This is a genomic window from Paenibacillus sp. VTT E-133280 (assembly GCF_002264385.1).
GTDB lineage: Bacteria > Bacillota > Bacilli > Paenibacillales > Paenibacillaceae > Paenibacillus_AQ > Paenibacillus_AQ nitricinens.
Genome location: NZ_NFUX01000006.1, coordinates 1 through 17,872 on the forward strand (window position 1 = coordinate 1; position 17,872 = coordinate 17,872).

Annotated in this window: 15 protein-coding genes and 2 pseudogenes; 12 read left to right on the forward strand and 5 right to left on the reverse strand. The window is 43.5% G+C overall.

The genetic code is table 11. The features are described from left to right. Positions 1 to 448 precede the first annotated feature (448 nt). Positions 449 to 1,075: pseudogene (locus tag CA600_RS04095) on the reverse strand (hemolysin family protein); the annotation flags it as partial. A gap of 441 nt (positions 1,076 to 1,516) precedes the next feature. Here CA600_RS04095 and CA600_RS04100 point away from each other — a divergent pair. The 4 genes from CA600_RS04100 (at position 1,517) to asnB (ending at position 8,174) form a co-directional block, all read left to right on the forward strand. Continuing rightward, a complete protein-coding gene (locus tag CA600_RS04100) occupies positions 1,517 to 3,520 on the forward strand; it encodes a peptidoglycan D,D-transpeptidase FtsI family protein (protein ID WP_094869057.1) in 2,004 nt (667 codons plus the stop codon). Between the two features lie 203 nt (positions 3,521 to 3,723). Next, a complete protein-coding gene (locus CA600_RS04105; protein WP_256989721.1) occupies positions 3,724 to 4,776 on the forward strand; it encodes a C39 family peptidase in 1,053 nt (350 codons plus the stop codon). 21 nt (positions 4,777 to 4,797) lie between these two features. Then, positions 4,798 to 6,117: a D-alanyl-D-alanine carboxypeptidase family protein gene (locus CA600_RS04110; protein ID WP_094869058.1), complete on the forward strand. Its 1,320-nt coding sequence runs from the start codon at positions 4,798 to 4,800 to the stop codon at positions 6,115 to 6,117. A gap of 188 nt (positions 6,118 to 6,305) precedes the next feature. After that, positions 6,306 to 8,174 carry an asparagine synthase (glutamine-hydrolyzing) gene (asnB, locus tag CA600_RS04115; RefSeq protein ID WP_094869059.1) on the forward strand — a complete coding sequence of 623 codons (1,869 nt, stop codon included), beginning with the start codon at positions 6,306 to 6,308 and terminating at the stop codon, positions 8,172 to 8,174. Positions 8,175 to 8,186: 12 nt separating this feature from the next. Here asnB and CA600_RS04120 read toward each other — a convergent pair whose 3' ends face one another. After that, positions 8,187 to 9,590 (reverse strand): sensor histidine kinase, encoded by a 1,404-nt coding sequence (locus tag CA600_RS04120; protein WP_094869060.1) that lies wholly within the window; start codon positions 9,588 to 9,590, stop codon positions 8,187 to 8,189. Then, positions 9,577 to 10,335 (reverse strand): response regulator transcription factor, encoded by a 759-nt coding sequence (locus tag CA600_RS04125; protein WP_256989722.1) that lies wholly within the window; start codon positions 10,333 to 10,335, stop codon positions 9,577 to 9,579. Before CA600_RS04125 ends, CA600_RS04120 begins: the two co-directional genes overlap by 14 nt. Positions 10,336 to 10,546: 211 nt before the next feature. Here CA600_RS04125 and CA600_RS04130 point away from each other — a divergent pair, with 211 nt between their 5' ends. From CA600_RS04130 to CA600_RS04160, 8 genes and pseudogenes are all read left to right on the forward strand, one after another. Then, positions 10,547 to 11,911: an MATE family efflux transporter gene (locus tag CA600_RS04130; RefSeq protein WP_256989732.1), complete on the forward strand. Its 1,365-nt coding sequence runs from the start codon at positions 10,547 to 10,549 to the stop codon at positions 11,909 to 11,911. Between the two features lie 28 nt (positions 11,912 to 11,939). Then, the gene (locus CA600_RS04135; RefSeq protein ID WP_179281523.1) at positions 11,940 to 12,584 is read left to right on the forward strand and encodes a TVP38/TMEM64 family protein; all 645 of its coding nucleotides are present in this window, start codon (positions 11,940 to 11,942) and stop codon (positions 12,582 to 12,584) included. 57 nt (positions 12,585 to 12,641) lie between these two features. Further along, on the forward strand, positions 12,642 to 13,640 hold the full coding sequence (locus CA600_RS04140; RefSeq protein ID WP_256989733.1) for a tagatose 1,6-diphosphate aldolase: 999 nt from the start codon (positions 12,642 to 12,644) through the stop codon (positions 13,638 to 13,640). A 121-nt stretch (positions 13,641 to 13,761) separates the two neighbouring features. Continuing rightward, a complete protein-coding gene (locus CA600_RS31505) occupies positions 13,762 to 14,112 on the forward strand; it encodes a TraX family protein (RefSeq protein WP_218832583.1) in 351 nt (116 codons plus the stop codon). After that, entirely contained in the window at positions 14,027 to 14,482 is a 456-nt protein-coding gene (locus CA600_RS31510) for a conjugal transfer protein TraX (protein WP_256989723.1), read from the forward strand. Before CA600_RS31505 ends, CA600_RS31510 begins: the two co-directional genes overlap by 86 nt. 109 nt (positions 14,483 to 14,591) lie before the next feature. Next, on the forward strand, positions 14,592 to 15,689 hold the full coding sequence (locus tag CA600_RS04150) for a hypothetical protein (protein ID WP_094869063.1): 1,098 nt from the start codon (positions 14,592 to 14,594) through the stop codon (positions 15,687 to 15,689). A 119-nt stretch (positions 15,690 to 15,808) separates the two neighbouring features. Beyond that, entirely contained in the window at positions 15,809 to 16,120 is a 312-nt protein-coding gene (locus CA600_RS04155) for a metal-sensing transcriptional repressor (RefSeq protein ID WP_094869064.1), read from the forward strand. Positions 16,121 to 16,341: 221 nt separating this feature from the next. Beyond that, positions 16,342 to 16,683 (forward strand): annotated as a pseudogene (locus CA600_RS04160) (tyrosine-type recombinase/integrase); the annotation flags it as partial. A gap of 804 nt (positions 16,684 to 17,487) precedes the next feature. Here the strand turns inward: CA600_RS04160 and CA600_RS32155 are convergent. Then, complete coding sequence (locus tag CA600_RS32155) at positions 17,488 to 17,646, reverse strand: putative immunity protein (protein ID WP_373455874.1); 159 nt, start codon at positions 17,644 to 17,646, stop codon at positions 17,488 to 17,490. Further along, the gene (locus tag CA600_RS31515; protein WP_218832756.1) at positions 17,642 to 17,860 is read right to left on the reverse strand and encodes a hypothetical protein; all 219 of its coding nucleotides are present in this window, start codon (positions 17,858 to 17,860) and stop codon (positions 17,642 to 17,644) included. The genes CA600_RS32155 and CA600_RS31515 overlap by 5 nt, the downstream gene beginning before the upstream one ends. Between the last annotated feature and the right edge of the window lie 12 nt (positions 17,861 to 17,872).

Sequence of the window (17,872 nt, forward strand, 5' to 3'; positions counted from 1 at the left end):
GTTCCACGCGTACCCATCCCGAACACGACCTTTTTAGCCTTCCACCGCCGGTGGTACTTGGCGAAAGGACTTGAGACTAGATCGACGCCAAGCTAATCTAAAGCATCTCCTTAAGGTGATGCTTTTTTGTTTTAATGTTCGAAGTAAGGTGAAAAGTACAAATCATAATGTTGTCATCTACTATAAAACCTAGAAAGTGTCTGAAGACAAGAAATTGGCCTCTTTGCCGATTTGATATTAAGCAAAATAGGATGTGATAAAGTATTTAGAAAGTTTAGTCGTTTTTTTTCAGTCTGTTATGACAGAGGCAGAGAATTTAGAGGCTGTCATTGTTACCTTAAAGAAATTGACCTTTGAAAGTGAGAGTAGAATTTATCTAGTCTGTGGGAGCTACGGTGGTTTTGTTTCTACGATTGTGGGAGCCAGAAGAAGAGATAAGATTAAGGAAGTGGTTTTGATATTCCAGCTTAGTTTCATTCAGCTCACCGCCTTCGAAACTTTGGGCCATAATGATCCGCACTTCTTCTTCCGAGTAATGCTCTTCATGCCCGACAGGTTTGACTCCAAACAGACGAAGAATTACCCGCGATGTTCCATTCAACGCCACAATAAAAGGATGCATGATTTTGCCGAACCAATACAGCGGAGGTGAGAGAAGCAGCGTCAGCTTCTCGGCGAACTGGATGGCAAGCGTCTTCGGCGCCATCTCCCCGACAACCACATGTAGAAAGGTAACAAAAATAAATGCAATCGCATAGGACGCTACGGAAGCGCTCGCTTCGGATAAATTAAATAAATCGAAAACCGGATACAAAATACGTTCTACTGTGGGCTTGCCAATAGCTCCAAGTCCTAGAGCTGTAACTGTAATCCCGAGCTGACACGCGGATAGATAATAATCCAGATCACCGACGACTTTTTTAGCAATAATAGCCTTTTTATTTCCTTCATCAATCAATTGTTCTATCCGTGACATTCGGATTTTAACGGCAGCAAATTCCGATGCTACAAAAAAAGCTGTCAATACAATTAACACTGCAAGAATAAATAAATTCATGATCGTTATTAAGTCCAATCCTTCCCATCTCAAAGAGGGACTCACCTCCAAATTGTAGTCAGATTACACTTCTTAATCCGCTAATGGGTTTAACAAAAGTACCGTCTGAGGCGGATCAATTCAGGAGCACAATCCATTTGCAAAATCGCCTTCCCATTATTGTTCAGCCCCCCCTCGAAATATATACGAAGGAGTATAACATAAAAGCACTTAAACCATCCAGTTGTACGTCATGGTTTGGTAAGTCGGGTGATCTCTCACTCTTCTCTTATTCCCCCAAGAAAAGATGTTGTAATACTTTCTTCACAAGATCTTCAAATCCATCTCCTACTATTGTAAATAGAGGTTAGTTATTTAGGCCAACTAAGGAGGTGGAAAGATAGTTTTACTATGGACTTTAAGAGCTGTCCTGACCTCACCTAAGCTTCATGAAACTCTATACTATAGTGAGGAAATGTGATGACAAAGTTTAATTTCAGCATAAAGAAAAATTCAAATCCCAAGAATCATCTGCATCTACGTATTAATATTTTCTTTTTTGGCGTATTCATAATCTTTTCAATTCTACTCATTCAATTGACAGTTCTACAATTTGTGGAAGGACCTGTAATGGCTGAGCAAGAGAATATCAGTGTAACAAGGACGGCTCCTTTACTCCCTGTTCGTGGGACGATATATGATTCTACTGGGCAAACGAAGCTGGCTTATTCTGAACCCTCGTACTCCTTGTATATTACTTTATTTAAGAACTATAGTGAACAGAGCGGAGGGTCACCAAACCCTAATCGAAAAGAGATTTTGGAGTTAGCAGAGAAACTGAGTAAAGTCTTCCAGCAGTTAAAAAATATAAACACCGCTGATTATAGTGTAGAACAAATTATCGAAGCTATGGACTTAGAGTATAAACAGGCCCTTGGCTATACTCCCAGACTCATAAAAAGCGGACTTTCGAATCAAGAAGTAGCTTATTTTATGGAGAATAAAATGGAATATCCCGGTGTGTCAGTCGTAGAAGAGACGATCAGAAAATACGACCCGGATACAATAGCCGTTCAGGCGATCGGATATCTGAAATCCTTCAAAACATCAAAGACCACTGTCAAGTATAAAGAACTCGATAGATTGAATGCCGAACAAACGGATCCTGGACTGATCTACTCTGAACTCGAAGATGTAGGCGTATCAGGACTGGAAATGCAGTATCAGGATTTGCTGCGCGGAAAAAATGGTTTTAAGCAAATTGCTATTAATGCCGTTAATTTGCCGGAAGAGGGTTCGCTGCCTGTTACACAACCGCCGATCAAAGGATACGATCTCGTCTCCACTCTTAATAAAACAGTTCAATTGAAGACTGAACAAGCTATCATAGATCAGTTGCAATGGTTGCAGCGAACGCCCGTATCCGGGAAGCTCCACCCCAACGCGAAGACGGGCTATGCAGTTGCCATGGAGGTGGAAACCGGAAACATAATCGCTATGGCAAGTATGCCAGATTATGATCCTAATGCCCCTTGGGATTATGAGAAGATCAAGTATATTTATCGCAATGGAACAGTGGAGTCTTTTCCACCAAATGATTCAGGACAGCATCCTGAATCCACTGTGCTCCTAGGTTCAACGATAAAACCGCTCAGTGTTCTAATCGGACTTAATGAAGGCTTAATCACACCAGGTACTACGTATATGGATCAAGGATATGCTGAATTCGGTAGGGATAATTCAAGAGTCCGTAATTCGGGAGGCAAAGCTTTTGGCTTGTTGACTCCTGTAACTGCAATTAAGAATTCATCCAATGCATTTATGGTTGACTTAATTGGCGAACAATTGTGGAGGAAATACGCAGATCAGTCAGTGGAAGTCTGGGATAAATATATGAAAGAATTCGGTCTAGGAGTGGAAACCGGGGTAGATTTGCCGCGAGAGTTTAGAGGACGAATTGAATATAACCAGAAAAACCAATCTCAGCTTTCAAGTATGGCTTTCGCTTCGTTCGGGCAGCAGGGTAAATATACAGCGTTGCAACTTGCACAATATACAGTGATGCTTGCCAACAAAGGTAAACGAATGGAGCCTCATCTCGTTAAAGAAATCCGAGATACTAACGGAAGTGTCATTCAAACCATTGAGCCGAAAATCTTAAACGAGGTTTCGTACGAAGATGAGTTATGGCAAACGATTCACCGTGGAATGGCTACGAATGTAGACAGCGCATTTCAAGGGTTTCCTTATGATTTCGCCAGAAAGACCGGAACATCCCAACAAACGATTTATAAGAATGGTCAAGCTATAAATGTGGAGAACGGAGTTTTCATCGCCTTTGCACCAAGAGAAAATCCGAAGCTTGTAGTTGCTGTTGTCGTTCCTGAAGGTGGTTACGGTTCACAAAGTGCAGCTCCCATTGCACGGAAAATTTTTGATGCTTATGATGCGGTGTTCGGATTAACTATGTCGCCACAAAGTTGACCAGTGATCTGAAAGACCTCAAGATAAGAACACAAATGCAGACTCTTTATGAAAACCGCGTAAATCGCGGTTTTTTTATTACTAAAAATCACTCGGGCTCCCCCCGGAAAAGATGTTGTAATAATTCCTTCACAATATCTACAAAGTCCATCGTTACCCTTAGAGATGTACGCTCATTACACTGCAAAGATAGGTGGTTTTGATTGCCAAAACAAAATAAGAACAAGGCTTGGTTACAGCATTTCATGTTAGTGTTAATCGTCTTAATCGCAGTTATCGTAACTGAACGTTTGCTTCAACCCAAAGAGCTTGTTATGCCGCAAAGCGAATCTTCATATGTGAATGAATTAGAGAAAGAAGCAGACAACACTTTTGCTGTGTATAGCGGGTCTACATTTGTAAACAGCTATACTACGCTAGGAGAAGCTATTAATTATGCTGAATCCACTCGATTAGCATCAGTCCGAGAAAAGGGATCTAATGCTTTACTGTGGAACAATTACCGTCCGTATTTGGTATACCAGAGTGAAATACTTGTGGCTGATTTTTCAGAATACGCAGAGGCTGTACAGTTCGCCAGAGGTAATCTGGGAACTCGTGTGTACCATGTCAGCAGTGAAAAGACAATATGGACCCTACAACCATTGCCGGCTCAGGTCCAGCCCCTTGATGCCGTACTAGTTAACCAAATGCCGGAGCTGCCGCGGGGTTGTGAGGTGACGAGTCTTGCGATGCTACTAAAACATGCTGGAATCGAGGCGGATAAAATGATACTTGCAAAACAAATTCGCAAAGATCCGACACCGTATTCCAAGATTAATGGTTCAGTTACATTTGGCAATCCTTACGATGGCTTTGTCGGCGATATGTACTCCTATGATAATCCGGGATACGGCGTCTACCACGGGCCGATTAAAGATCTGGCTGAGATGTATTTGCCTGGGCAGATCATTGATATGACTGGCAGCAGCTTTGACGATATGCTGGTTACTCTCACTCAAGGGAAGCCTGTGTGGGTTATAGCCAATACTTATTTCACTTCGTTGCCTATTGAGATGTTTGAAGAGTGGGATACCCCAAGTGGTCCAATCAAGATTACCTACAAAGAGCATTCCGTGCTCCTAACGGGCTATGATGAACGCTACATTTACTTCAATGACCCTTTGACCGAAGTGATTAACCGTAAAGTGAAGATCAACTCGTTTCGTGAAGCATGGGAGCAAATGGGCAGACAAGCCATTACTTATTCGAATTGAGACTAAAGGAGTGTACATCAAGTGTTAACCTCAAAAATTAAAACATACGTGATCCCAGCTCTAGTGTTTGTCAGCTTATGGGCAGCCTTTTACACAGGACCCTACGCCGTTGTATCAGCTAACGCCCATACACCCGCACCTGTCCGAAGTCTATCGCTACAGGCCAAATCGGCCATCCTTCTTGAAGTAGAGACAGGACAGATCTTATACCAGGCGAACGCAGATATCGCCTATCCGCCAGCCAGCATGTCTAAGATGATGACGGAGTACATCGTGCTTTCCGAAATCAAGGGCGGACGGTTAAACTGGGAGGATCAGGTGGCCGTTTCAAAAAGAGCCCAGGATACTGTGGGATCCAAGGTGTTTCTAGCGGAAGGCGATACACATACCGTTAGAGAATTGTTTACGGCAAAGGCAGTGGGGTCGGCTAATGATGCGTCAATCGCACTGGCTGAACATATTGCCGGCAGTGAAGAAGCCTTCGCCATGAGAATGAACGTTACTGCAAAAGAACTTCAGTTAACCAATGCCCACTTTATTAATGCCACCGGTTTAGGCAGGGGGGATATGAGCGAAGAATACCGTCCCACAGAAATTGAAGGTGAGACCGTGATGTCCGCACGTGATGCCGCCTATCTGGCATTGGCCATACAGCGCGAGCATCCCGATTTTTTCGAAATCTCCAGCCTTCCTTCATACCAGTTCAAGGCACGTGATGCCCAGCCGATCATTAACTACAACTGGATGCTGGAGGGGAATTCTTCCATAACCTCACTTAAAAACTATGCTTACGAGGGTCTGGACGGTATGAAGACAGGTTACACAGATCAAGCGGGTTATTGTTTTACGGGCACCGCCGAGCGGAATGGTATGCGGCTAATTAGCGTTGTCATGGGAACAGCTTCTGAGTCCATGCGTTTTGTTCAGACTCGGAAACTGCTCGATTATGGATTTGGCCAGTTCGAACGAAAGACGATTCTTGCAGAGAGAACGGTTCTGGAAGGGTTAGAAACCGTAAAAGTATTTAAAGCCAAGGAAAAAGAAGTAGGTCTGGAGACAGAGGAGGACCTAACTCTGATGACCATTAAAGGAACAAACCCTAAATTAACAATAACTGCCGAATTCGTAGATGAAATTGTAAGAACAGCTCCTATTCCAGATGGAACAGTTCTTGGGAAAGCAACAATTACGTATATAGATGAAACAGGTCAAGAGATCAAGTCAGAGATGAATTTGTTGTCTAAAAACCAAGTGGATAAAGCAAGCTGGTTCACTTTGATACTCCGTTCAATCGGAAATTTCTTCAATAACCTAAAGGATTCTTTAATGAATTTATTCTAAATCGGTGTTGTATTCAATAAGAGGATTTCAGCTCTCATTACGTGGTGCTGGAGATCCTCTTTTTTTTATGTCCCGTCCGTGAAGAAATTGTGGAGAATCGTAAGCACAAATGTAATCAAACCATCACGGTTTGTTCAAATACACTCCCTAAAATAAAGAAGAGATAACAAGTTAAGGAGTGCTAATTTATGTGTGGAATTACCGCTGTATATAATCGAAATCAAGTGCCTGTACAAGCCCAGATGCTCAGGCAGATGATAGAAATCATCAATCACCGCGGGCCTAACGACTCCGGTATTCATTTAAATGGGCACGTAGGTCTTGGTTTTCGAAGACTAAGCATCCTTGACCTGGAGCACGGCGCACAGCCGATGCACAATGAACCGGGCGAAATATCCCTTATTTTTAACGGAGAAATTTACAACTACCGGGAGCTGCGTGAATCACTACAGAGAGAGGGACATCACTTTCATACAGAGAGCGATACCGAGGTTATTCTCAGGCTGTATGAAGCCGAGGGTGAACACTTCGTCAAGCGGCTGCGAGGAATGTTTGGACTGGTCATCTGGGATCAGAGACAGCAAATGTTGCTGGTAGCCCGTGACCCTTTCGGAATCAAACCTATTTATTATTCTGAAACACCCAGTGGGTTCATGATTTCCTCAGAAATCAAATCCCTCCTGGCATCAGGTAAGATCGACAGAGAAGTGGATGGGCAAGCCTTCTCCCATTATCTGACCTTTCAGTACGTTCCGGAACCGGCCACTATGTTTAAAGGCATTAATAAGTTGATGGCTGGAAATATGCTTGTTATTAAGCAAGATCAAATATTCATAAAACCTTATTTCAAGGCATCATTTTATGCAGAGGATATTGTTACTTTTCCGGAGTTGGTAGAGGAGACGCGCGCTGTGCTGATGGATTCTGTTCAGATTCACCGGAACAGCGATGTGCCCAGAGGTGCCTTTCTGTCAGGAGGTATTGACTCCAGCAGCTTGGTGGGGATGCTCCAGCGTCTGGAGCCTACCCGAACCTTCTCCGTAGGTTTTGATGTTCCTGGATATAGTGAACTGGAGCTTGCCCGTAAGACGGCAGCGCATCTGGGTACAGAACATTATGAAGTATCGGTAAGCGCTCAAAGCTACCTTGAGGCGCTTCCGCGTATGATTTGGCATATGGATGAACCGGTTGCCGATCCTTCAGCGGCGGGTATTTACTTTGTTTCCGAGCTGGCCAGCAGGTATGTCAAAGTGGTTTTTTCCGGCGAAGGAGCAGACGAATTTTTCGGCGGCTACAATATCTACCGGGAGCCGTTATCCCTTAGAATGTTTAACTATATGCCAGCCGCAATGCGAAAGCTTGCCGGTGCAATTTCGAAGGGAATGCCGGCAGGAATGAAAGGAAAGAGCTTTTTAGAGAGGGGAAGTTTGGAGCTGCAGGAACGCTTCTATGGTAATGCAAAAATATTCCACGATGCTGAAAAGGGAGCAATAATGCCCGATAATCTAGCAAGAACTTTCCAGCGTGCACAAGAAGTGACCTTGCCGCTATATGAAGCTGCTGCTCATTATGACGACATTACTAAGATGCAGCATATTGATATTCATACCTGGCTGCGGGGAAATATCTTAATGAAAGCAGATAAGATGTCGATGGCACATTCTATTGAGCTTCGGGTTCCCTTTGTGGATCCTCGGGTTTTTGATCTCGCATCCCGTATCCCAAGCAAATACAAAGTGAATAAAACAACTACCAAGCTGCTTCTACGGGAAGCAATGAAGGATTTCGTACCTCCGGATGTGCAGAGCCGTAAGAAACTAGGCTTTCCGGTTCCCATCCGCATTTGGCTCAAAAATGAATGGTACCCTTGGGCTAAAGAGGTTATCGGCTCTGCTGATGATATTCCATGGATAACTACAAAACAAGCGTTGGGTATGCTCGAAGATCATCGGGCAGGCAAAGTGGATGCCAGCCGCAAGCTATGGACAATTTTGGTGTTCATCTTATGGCATCAGATGTATATTACTGCTCCAACGACTGTACCTGCTCTGCACTAAAAGAGGTCCGTTTCACGAAATAAGCGGGATGAGCACCTTAAAAGTGGTCCCTGATCCTTCTGTGCTATCCACAGTAATTTGTCCCTGATGCAGCATTACAATTTCTCGTGAGATAGCCAGACCCAGTCCTGTACCACCGGTCGTTCGCGATCTTGATTTTTCAACACGATAAAGGCGTTGCCAAATATGTGGTAGTTCATCCGCAGGAATTCCGATGCCTGTATCCTTGACCATAATAACAGCCTGACCATTACTGGTGCTAGTAGAAACCGTGATTCGCCCGCCGGAAGGGGTATACTTTCGCGCATTTTCAAGCAAGTTAATCACGACTTGCTGAAGGCGCCGTTCATCTCCCTTTACATAGACAGGTGATGAGGAGGGCTGATAATCAAGTTCTATTCCATGCTGTTGTATGGAATCCGACATAAGTTCCAAAGCATTTTGCATGACTTTGTCTACGGACGTTCGATCAATAACCAGTTTAAATGATCCTTGTTCCATGTTTGCTAGTTCGAATAAGTCCTGAACGAGTCTTTGTAACTGAATACTCTGGGTGTAGAGAAGCTGTAAGTACCGCTCCTGATCCTCCTGGTTCTGTACCAATCCATTCTTCAACACCTCTGAGTAGCCTTTCATATACGTTAGCGGTGTGCGAAGCTCATGGGAGATATCTGCTAAAAATTGTCTTCGCTGCTGTTCATAGTGTTGAATATTAGAGGACATCCGATTAATAGCATGGGATAATTGTGCAATTTCATCAGAACCACGAGGCTCCAGTTTCCAATCATAGATGCCTTCAGAAATCCGTTTTGTTATTTTGATCATTCTCAGCAACGGCTGCACCAGCTTCCGGGATACCAGAAGGATAATCAATGCCGATAGGACAAGCACAACTGCAGCGACGCCTATAAATGTATTGTTTAATGTCTTAATCGCTGTTTGAATGGGGACGGTAGGACTGAACATAAAGACTCTGCCAATCGTCTCTCCACTGGAAACAATGTCTGCTTCGGTCACAAAGTTAGGCTCATTCTTCCAATCAGAGTTTAACACCGGGCCATGAAAATCAGCACTCGTGCCATGGATGATGATTCCTTGCAAGTACTCAGGGGGGAGAGAGGCAGTCCCCTCCGAAGAGCCCAGTAAAGCGTTATCCCGGTCCAGTATCAGCAGGAGATTGTCCGTCTTGCTTTCTGTGAGCAGCACATGGTTAATTGTCGTCATATCAAAATGCTCACTTAACACAGCAGCATAACTTTGATTTCGGTGGATCTGTTCGTTCAGCACATCATCTGTGTAGAAGCGGATAAATAACATATAGAGCACACTTTCAATGCAAAAGAGCAGTACCATAAACATTATGACAAGTACAGAGCCAAGTTTCAGAGGAATGCTATTTAATTTAATTTTTCTCATTACAAATATATCCCGTACCCCAGATGGTCTTGATGACGTCATGCCCGGGGATTCCGGCCTGAGATAGCTTCTCCCTTAAATTTTTGATGTGCGTATCGACGGTCCGATCGTCGTTGATGGATCTCGTCTTCCACAGCAGCTCGAGGATATCTTCCCGCTGAAAGATTCGTTCTTTATGGCTCAGAAACAGCTTTAGGATCGAGTATTCCTTTGGGGTCAAAGCAATCTCCATGTCTTGATAGAACACCTGGTGAGTCTTCAAATTCATCTTCAGATCACGGAAGGTTAACTCTGATTTGGCGGGTAAAGTGGAGATTGACTGTACAGGCTTGACTATCATGTGATTCTGCTGCTGTACAAATTCCTGTCTGCGGAAAATAGATTCCATACGGGCGATAAGCTCTTGATGCTCAAAGGGCTTGGTTAAATAATCATCGGCACCGATTTTCAGGCCGACGACTTTATCTACCGTCTCTTCGCGGGCGGTTAGCATGATAATAGGAACGGTTGAAATTTGGCGGATTGCCTTGCATACATCAAACCCATCCATAATCGGCATCATGAGGTCCAGGATCACCAGATCGAAATCTGCTACAGTAATTCGTGACAATGCTTCTTTACCGCCGGCTGCGGATTCGGTGGAATAACCTTCAGCATGCAGATAAAGCTGCAGTAGCTCACGCATAGGAGCTTCATCGTCGATAATTAGTATTTTTTTATGATTTTTGCGGATAAATACGGACACGGCTTGAACCTCCTTTGTTTCTAGTGTACCCTGCATTTTCGAAGAATTTGTGAAGATAATCCTTGTAATCATCATATTTAGTTTTTTTAGAAGCACAAATAATCTAAATATTGTACCACATCACCTTTTGAAAGAATTTCTCTTGACAACAACCCCCCCGGGGGGTTAGTTTTTTGGTATGTATTTATTCCAGAGAGCTTAGAAAGGAACGATTGATGTGGCTAGGATAATAGAAATAACAGACACTACACCAAAAGAAAAAATTAAAATCATTTTGGCGCTCGGTGTACCTGCGATGATTGAAAATCTGCTTCAAACGGTGGTGGGATTTGTGGATACATTGTTTGTATCCAGAATCGGGCTAAATGAGGTTACGGCTGTCGGCGTTTCCAACACGATTTTGAATGTTTACATTGCTATTTTTCTCGCCATCGGTGTCGGAACTTCCTCCATGATAGCCAAACGTGTTGGCGCCGGGAAGATGAAAGAAGCTAAACAAGTTGCTCGTCAATCTACGTGGCTAGCTGTGTATGCCGGAATTTCATTTGGAATTATAACCTTATTTTTCGCTGAGCCGCTACTACGCATTATGGGAGCCGAGCCAGAAGTACTCAACAGCGGCGTCACTTATTTTCGTATTGTTGCCGTACCTTCCATATTTATTTCCTTAATGACTGTGTTCGGCAGTATCTTGCGTTCAGCTGGTGATACCAAAACCCCGATGAAGGTGGGGATCTGGGTAAATGTAATCCACATCGCTCTTGATTACATCCTGATCTTCGGACTAGCCGGCATTCCGGGGATGGGGATTGCCGGAGCGGCGTTAGCCACAGTTCTGGTTCGGATTCTTGGTTCCATTGCACTGTTCCATTACATCCGGAAGTCACAGCTGTCTTTCTCGCTGTTCAAAAAAGACCACAACGAGTTCACTAAACCGCTTCTCAAACTCTCAGGACCAGCAGCTGCAGAACGTCTCATCATGCGTCTGGGACAAGTTTTATACATGGGCCTTATCGTCAGAATCGGAACTGAGGTTTATGCTGCACATACCATTGCCGGTAATATCGAAGTTTTTTCATATATGCCGGGCTATGGGCTGGCCATTGCAGCCACCACCTTAGTTGGACAATACCTGGGAGCAAACCGACACCGGGATGCCTACCAGTTTGGTATATATACTACCGCTGTTGCCGTGGTATTTATGAGCTTCGTCGGTGTTCTCCTGTTTGTATTTGCCCCCTTTGCGGCAGCGTGGTTTACCGGGGATCAATCTGTCATTGAAATGGTGACAACCGCACTTCGAATCGATGCCTTCGCGCAGCCGTTCCTGGCTGTCGGACTCGTCCTTGCAGGTGCACTGCAGGGTGCGGGTGACACCAAGAGCCCCATGTATAGCACCGCCATCGGCATGTGGCTGATCCGGGTCATCGGAGTATACATCTTAGGCATTCAGCTGGATTTGGGCATTGCAGGCATCTGGTTGTCAATCGCTATTGATTTGGCGATTCGTGCAGTATTTTTATTTTTCCGTTTCCGGAAAAAGATTGCTGCGTTTGAAAATGAGGCCGCACATTAAAGCGAGGAGGGGAGGAAGAAAGGAGCGAATGTTTACCCGAAAGATGGCTGCCGTGATCTTCTATCTGGCCTTGCTCGGTTTGATTTACGTCCTGAGGGATGAGCTGCTTCCTTGGCTGGAAAATCTGGATTCTGGAAGCTGGCCCATCATCCTGTTCATCTGTGCAGTGCTCGGAATGGTTCCCGTCATCCCCTTTGCGCTGGTATCTGGCATCCTAGGCATCAAATACGGGCTATGGGGAGGAAGCGGGATGAGTGTGGCAGCATCGACTCTGGCTGCTGTTATTACCTATTGGATTTTTGCCAAAGGAGGTGGGGGGTATCAAAGCCAAAGTTCCAAAACCAAATTGAAGATATGGAATGAGCATATCCAGCAGCGCGCTTTTCTGTTCGTTCTTATCGGGCGGATGCTGCCTTTCATCCCAGCTGCGCTTATCAACGGATATGCAGGCTGGTTTAAACTTCCGTTCGTTCCGTATGTAACCGCAACTGTCCTGGGCAAAATCCCAACGATGCTTGTTTTCGCCTATGTTGGCGTTTCTGCGGTCTCGGGTTCGCAGTATTGGTCACCCGTGCTGCTGATATATGCTGTTTTTTTAGGTGTCGTGTATCTGATATATAGCCGATTATTTCCGAATGCCACGAGCGTTCAACGCTTAGAAAACGAGCAATAAGGTATGTAAATTTAATGCAATCAAAATTTCAAAATCGATGGAGGAACAATCATAACAATTAAGCTTTCAAAAGGTGAATTTGACCGTTTGCTCAAACTCTCCAACGACAATGGATATATTGCTGCTACCGCTATTGATCAAAGAGGCTCCTTATCCAAATCTTTAAGCAAAGCATTGGGAAAGGAAGCATCCTATGAGCAGGTCGCCGAGTTCAAACAGCTGGTTTCCGAAGAGCTTACACCTTATTCGACTGCTATTTTGCTGGACCCTGAGTTTGGCTGGCCAGCAGCAGAAGCCCGTGATGCAGACTGCGGGCTTCTGCTCGCTTATGAGGAAACCGGATATGATGTGACACAAATGGGCCGACTGCCAGATTTATTGCCCCGATCTTCAGCTCTGCGGTATGTCGAGAAGGGAGTAGATGCCGTTAAAATCCTGATGTATTACGATCCGGATGATCTAGAGGAAATCAACGACATTAAACATGTCTTCATCGAACGTGTCGGTGCGGAATGTGCCGCAAATGACATTCCCTTCTTTTTTGAAGCCGTAACATACAGTGACAGCATACCGGACTCAGGAAGCGCCGAGTTTGCCAAAGTCAAACCGGATAAAGTTAAGAAGTATATGCAGGAATTCTCCAAACCGCGTTATAAAATTGATGTGCTGAAGGTTGAAGTTCCGGTAAATATGAAATATGTATCCGGCACGGCAGCCAATACCGGCCATGAGCATGAAGCGGTATATACAAGGCAAGAAGCACTACAGCACTTTAAAGATACAGCAACAATTTCACCTATTCCGTTTATTTATCTAAGTGCGGGAGTCACGAATGAAATATTTCTAGAGACCTTGAAATTTGCCGGGGAAGCGGAAGTCCCTTTTTCAGGAGTACTGTGCGGTCGGGCTACATGGCAGGACGGTATAGAAATATACGGCAAGGAGGGGGTTGAAGCATTACGCAAATGGCTTCAAGAGGAAGGCAAACAGCGAATGATCAAGCTTGATAATATTCTGCGGCAAGTGACCACACCATGGTGGCAGAAACATCCTTGATTGATTTTACCGTCACCCATTAATCTGCTTTGAACCCCGGCAGGTCGTGCAGCAGGCATAGCCTTTCCGCCTGCCGGGTATTATATGGCTTCACGAAACAAGGGAAATGGAGCAGCAAATCATGCAGACAGCAGATGTCTCAGCTATTAAAGTTGTAAATTCGAATACACTTAAGATTATTGCTATATTATCCATGTTCATCGATCACCTATCGGTATGGCTGGTTCCCTCAGGAACCTCACTGGATATTCTGCTTCACACTATTGGCAGACTTGCCGCCCCCATTATTTGTTACCTGATTGCAGAGGGCTTCGCGCATACTTCCAACTTAAAGAAAATTTATGATACGGCTTTTTCTTTTTTCCTTAGTCTCTCATTTTCCATTTGTGCTCTTCTTCGGTCTATCCTGGTGGCAAGGGACCAGTGTGATCTGGGATTTGCTCATGGGGCTGATTGCACTGTCTATCTGTAAAAATCCCAAGATCCCCTTATGGGGACAGATCTCTTCGGTTGCGGTATGCTGCCTGCTCGCATGGACGGCAGATTGGAATTACATCGGAGTCTTATGGGTCGTGTGTTTTGGTTTGTTCAGAACACGCTTCAGTCTGCAAATGTTTGGCTTTGCACTAATTGGAACTTCCCTTTACATTATTCCAGGCCTTTCGGCATCAGGTTCAACGAGCATCTTCCGTTTCGGCATTCTGCTGGCGATTCCGCTCTTTGCTTTGTACAACGGAACCCGCGGCCGAAAATCCAATCTGATCAAGTATGGATTCTATATATTTTACCCGCTCCATCTAATAGTGCTGTATCTGTTTCGTTATATTTTATTTGAATCATAGATTAAGGAGAACGCTGCATGAAGTGGCTTAGAATAATTAATCATAGGTTCCTAACCTTGACTATATTTACAGCTGTAGTGCTGTAACGCTATCCGCTTGTACCGGCAAGATGAACCCGAATCCGCAAGTAGTAAATAGTCCTGCGCCCACGTTATCTGAGCAAGAAGTCCTGCCTGAACAGCCGCAAGCAACGAGAAGCGAAGAACCCTCGACAGGACTAGTGTACGACGGTAATTTGGAGCTGCCTGTAATTGGTGCTACAGGGTATGCCTCAGTAAGAATGGAGTTGAAAAATTCAGCCGACGTTAATTCCATTACGGTAGCAATAATTGAACCTAGAAGTGCCTTCCAGATTTTAAAGGAAGAGGGGGCATGGTGGCTGGTACAACATCAGGATGTTACCGGCTGGCTGCCGCATGTTTACTGTTTCATTAATCTTCCCGATGTTATTCCGTCTATGATTTATGACAACACCAATACGTATGCTTCACAGTTCAAATCTTCCGGAAAAGCGATTCCCGGTATCACCGATCAGAAACTGTATTCCGGGAAAAGTTACAATAATCGGCTGGCAAAAGAGGAGTTCATCGATCCTGTTCTGTATCAAATGTCAAAAAAAATATACTCCGCACAGCGCATGGCTTTATCTGATGGAAACTCGCTGAAAATTTATGAGGTTTTCCGCCCATATACTGTACAGAAAGATGTTGCCTCTGCATTAAAAGCTCTGGCTGAATCAGATCCTGAAGTGATGGAGGGGATCAATACGCCACCGTGGGGAATAACCTGGTTTATTGTTGATGGAGTATCCAATCACCAAATGGGGTACGGAATGGACGTGAGTTTAGTAGAAATCCAATCAGAGGAGCAAGTAAGGATCGGTGACTACCTTTCCTTGCAAGTTACGGATTATATTGAGTACGTCATGCCAACCTACATACATGAGTTGAGTGGAAGCTCAGCTATATTCACTGCTGCAGTGACTTCAAAAACGCCGGACGCTTGGAGAGGATCGACTTATGCCGATACGATGACAGACCCTGCTAAACAGCTGCAGAAATATTGCACGTCCGCGGGTTTGACTCCGTTGGCCTCGGAATGGTGGCACTTTAACGATCTTGAGGCCAGGGACAGTATCGCAGATCAAAGCGGCGATGGGGAATTTATTATAACGGATATTTACAGTACAGCACCTTTTGCGGAATAATTTGTTGTTGCCCCTCTGGATGATTGGACAGCCAGCCTAGACAGCGGTACTATTAAATTGTGTCATATGTATAGGGAGAGGTTCATTCAAAAAGGATTTAGCTAGGGAGGTAAGTACGCATGTCTGATGAGCATATTAACCATGGGAATAGTCATGAACATAATCATGAGCATAAGTACCGGAAAGATATTATTAACCGTTTGGCAAAAGTCGAGGGGCATTTGCGGTCAGTTAAAGAAATGGCGATCAATGGACGCCAGTGTCCCGATATCCTGCTGCAGATTGCGGCCGTGCAAAAAGCACTGGATGGAGCAGCAAAGCTGCTCTTAAAAGACCATCTGGAGAATTGTGTGGTTGATGCCGTGCATCATGGCGACGAAGCACAGGTGATTGCAGAACTGAATGCTGCGATAAATAGTTACATCCGGTAAAGCTTGTTGATGCCCCTTCTTGTGCCAGTATAGAAGGGGCTTTTTAATAATGTGTAATGGAGTGTATCCCATAAATATTAAATGGTTAATAAAATTTTAAATTATAGATATAAGGTGCATAGAGTGCTCAAATCAACCAAAAAAAAGTCAAGGTTGTTTTTAAAACTTCTGATTATAAGAACTTGTTAATTAGAAATGATCATCGGAATTAAAAAATGAATGATTTAAACAATTATCTTGCAATTAGAGAATCACGGTATAAACCAGATAAATCAGCTCCATTCCTATTTATAGCTGCACCAGTTGGACGGAAGGGTACTAATCGCCGCTTAAATCAAAGATCTATTGAAAAGCTTGTTGAAAAATATGCAATTGCCTTTGGAAAGCCGGCTCTATCGGTGCATGCATTAAGACACTCATTTGCAACTCGATATCATAAGGAGAATAATGATGTACCTAGATTAAAGAATCAACTGGGGCATTCATCTATTCAAACTACTATGATTTACACTCATTTAACTGATGAAGAGATGCGAATTGCAGTTAATAAAATGGATCAATAACAAATATTAAAAGGTGTTATGGATAACTAGCTGTATAAATAATGACACAAATGTGCCTACTTGCTTGGAGTAAATGACACTAAACCACCTACTTGTTTGGTGGGGTGACACAAAACCGCCTACTTACTTGGAGGAATGACACAAAATCATCTACTTGCTTGGTGGAGCTGACAAAATAGATTGATCAAATCATATTTGATTTTATTAACCTCCAAACTTTTTAACTAAAAGAGCTTAAAGTAGGGGGTTTTGTGTCAAAAAGGTAGGGAGTTTTGTGTCGCATTAGATCAACATATTGAAGATCAGTCTTTCTTAGTTATATGATAAAAAGGAGGGTGATCTCATGGACAACGGTACATATTCTTGTCATTCATCGGTACACATTCTTGTCATCCGTCAACAACAGCAGACAATAAGAACCAAACAGGGCGTTTTCCAACTCATAGACATATGTACAAAATACGGGTTTTGTGATGAAGTAGTATATACATTAATGGAGTAAGCCAATTTGATCTATAAATACTGCTTATCAGCTGTCCATTAATGGTTATCGATACAACGTTCAAATGAACGTCCCTTGTATGAACATTATCTTCATCTTTTCTTTTTTATAGAGATCAATTTGTCGCTAACGAGTATTAAACTTTAAAGTGTATCAGAATCTCGGATTTAACTCTGTGTGGTTATATTTATATGTTTATTGTTGGTTGTTCTTTAAGTACCTCTTAAATAAAAAAGCTAATTATTACCATTAATCAACTTATACCAATATCTTCACACATGTTCGGTCTTATAGCTTTAATTTTAAAACAATTCTTCAGCTATCCTTAATTGTCTTTCCCGTTCTTTAGTGGCAGCCTCGGCCACTAAAGAATAATTGGATACATTTACCATTTTAACGGCATAGTCACTGCTTTCTATAGTATGTCCTCTCATATGTCCAGTTAGAACGCTCGGGTCAATTTATAAGATGTTGATCCAGATGATCCAGATGTTCAACAGCAACGCTCAAAGCCCATTTGGCCAGGAACTTCTGTGGTAATTTTTCAAGTGTCTCTTCAAGTTGATTTCTTAATTCATTATTGCCTACAATCTTTATCTTAGGACTACTGTAAGTAAATCCGTTAGTTTCCTTTATTTGCTGCTCATGTTTACATGCATATTCCTCAATGTTCAAGCGATCACTCCC

Excerpts from the sequence above, each read along its gene's own strand:
- CA600_RS04100 (WP_094869057.1), top strand. The coding sequence starts at position 1,517 with ATGACAAAGTTTAATTTCAGCATAAAGAAAAATTCAAATCCCAAGAAT.
- asnB (WP_094869059.1), top strand. The coding sequence starts at position 6,306 with ATGTGTGGAATTACCGCTGTATATAATCGAAATCAAGTGCCTGTACAA.
- CA600_RS04120 (WP_094869060.1), bottom strand. The coding sequence starts at position 9,590 with ATGAGAAAAATTAAATTAAATAGCATTCCTCTGAAACTTGGCTCTGTA.
- CA600_RS04135 (WP_179281523.1), top strand. The coding sequence starts at position 11,940 with ATGTTTACCCGAAAGATGGCTGCCGTGATCTTCTATCTGGCCTTGCTC.
- CA600_RS31505 (WP_218832583.1), top strand. The coding sequence starts at position 13,762 with ATGCAGACAGCAGATGTCTCAGCTATTAAAGTTGTAAATTCGAATACA.
- CA600_RS04150 (WP_094869063.1), top strand. The coding sequence starts at position 14,592 with ATGAACCCGAATCCGCAAGTAGTAAATAGTCCTGCGCCCACGTTATCT.
- CA600_RS04155 (WP_094869064.1), top strand. The coding sequence starts at position 15,809 with ATGTCTGATGAGCATATTAACCATGGGAATAGTCATGAACATAATCAT.